The sequence below is a fragment of the Streptomyces sp. URMC 123 genome, assembly GCF_051386515.1.
Classification (GTDB): Bacteria; Actinomycetota; Actinomycetes; order Streptomycetales; family Streptomycetaceae; genus Streptomyces.
In genome coordinates this window covers 1-1,925 of sequence record NZ_JBPQTV010000569.1, presented here as the reverse complement: position 1 = coordinate 1,925, position 1,925 = coordinate 1, and the positions used below count along the sequence as shown (strand labels likewise).

Genomic DNA, 1,925 nt, shown 5'->3' with positions numbered 1-1,925 from the left:
AAGCCGGGGCCGGCGCCGGGGCGGCGGGGGCCGGCTTCCAGGTGATCGCCACGGGCCCGGGGACCTCGACCGTACGGGCCTGGGCGGGAGCGGGGCCCTCGGGGAAGAAGCCCGCGCCGCGCAGCTCGCGCAGCGACCCCCGCACCGCGTCGATCACGAACTCGACGTCCGTGTCGGAGTGCGCGGTGGAGAGGAAGAAGTTGCGCCACTCCCAGACGTGCACGCCCCGGAGCATGAGGTGGTGGTAGAGCAGCTCCATGTCGGCGCGGTGCTCGAAGCGGAACATCGATCCGAAGTGGCTCATGCGCAGCGGGAACCCCTCGGCCTCGAAGAAGCCGTTGAGGGCCGCGGCGAGCTCGTCGGTGCGGGCGTTGAGCCGCTCCTGGAGCCGTGGGCTGTGCTCCTTGAGGTGGGCGAGGACCGCGCGGGCGGCCACCATGGAGACGGGGTGCTGGAGGTACGTACCGCCGAAGAAGGTGGTGTCGGCGGGCGGGTGGCTGTCGTCCCCGTACTGCCAGTGGCCGCCGTCGATGCCGTCCATGATGTCGGCGCGGCCGGCGATGGCGCCGATCGGGTGGCCGCCGCCGAGGAGCTTGCCGTAGGTGGCGAGGTCGGGGGTGACGCCGTAGAGCTCCTGGGCGCCGCGGAGCGCGGGGCGGAAGCCGGTCAGCATCTCGTCGAACATCAGCACGATGCCGTGGCGCCGGGTCACCTCCCGCAGGCGGCGTACGAAGTCGGCGGGGCGCAGGGAGGGGTGGCGGCTCTGCACGGGCTCGACCACGACCGCGGCGATCTCGCCCGCGAGCCGTTCGACGGTCTCCAGGGCGAAGTCGCTGCCGTAGTCGAGCACCAGGAGGTCGGCGACGGCGCTGTCGGGGATGCCGGTGGAGACGGGCACGGTGACGGCGTCGGGGCCGCTGCCCAGGGACCGGCCGAGCACCTGGTCGGCGTGGCCGTGGTACGCGCCCCGGAAGGTCACGATCCGCCGGCGGCCGGTGGCGGCGCGGGCCAGGCGGATGGCGCCGGAGTTGGCCTCGGTGCCGGAGGTGGCGTAGGCCACCCGCTCCATGCCGGTCAGCTCGGTCAGCAGTTCGGCGGCCTCCCCGGTCTCGACCGCGCGCGGACCGAGCCGCAGGCCCCGGGAGAGGTGCTCGCGCACGGCCTCGCTCACGAAGGGCGGTTCGTGCCCGAACAGCAGGACGCCGAAGCCCATGGTGATGTCGACATAGCGATTGCCGTCGATGTCCTCGATCGAGGAGCCGCTCGCCCGGCGGGCGGCGATGGGGTAGAGCATCTCCTTGGTGGCGCCGCGGAACCCCACGACGGCGCGGCTGTCGGCCAGCACCCGGCGGTGGCGCTGGGTCAGGGCCTTGGACGTGGGGGTCTTCGCGGTGTAGCGGCGGATCAGGTCCTGGAGGTGCTGCCGCCGGTCGCCGCGGTCGGTGGGGCGGACCATGCCGGAGTCGCGGGAGAGCGTCACGCGCGGGCCGTGCACGTGCTGCGCCGGCTCGGGTGCGGGGGTGGGGTCCGCGTCGCTCGATGGCGGGGTGGCCGGTGCCGGGGCGGCCGGTGCCGGCGCGGGCGGTTGGACGTGCCGGGCGATGCGCCGCGCGAGGTCGGCCATGGCGGCCAGGTCCCGGTCCAGGGCCTCGGTCGCGGCGTCCAGCGCGGTCATGAGCTCGCCTTTCCGTCGGGCGCCGCGGCGGCGGGCGCCGGTAACTGCCGGTCGAGCAACTGCGCGACCTGGGACATCAGCTGCACCTGGAGCTGGGAGAGCTGCTGGACCCGGCGGGCGAGCTCCTCCAGTTCGCGCCGGGTGACGTGGTCGTGTCCCGCGCGGGCAGGGGCGGGGGCAGAGCCGGACGTCGGCCCGTGCAGGACGCCCCGCCGCTGTACACGGCGGTGGTCGGCAACCCCGCGTCGTA

The 1,925-nt window shown here is 74.6% G+C and carries 2 protein-coding genes; both read right to left on the bottom strand.

Annotated elements, in window-relative coordinates; translation table 11 throughout:
• On the bottom strand, positions 1-1,675 hold a 1,675-nt coding region (locus ACSNOD_RS30825; RefSeq protein ID WP_436770375.1), incomplete at its 3' end, for an aspartate aminotransferase family protein.
• Positions 1,672-1,925: hypothetical protein (locus ACSNOD_RS30820; RefSeq protein WP_436770374.1), on the bottom strand; the 254-nt coding region annotated here is incomplete at its 5' end. The genes ACSNOD_RS30825 and ACSNOD_RS30820, both read right to left, overlap by 4 nt.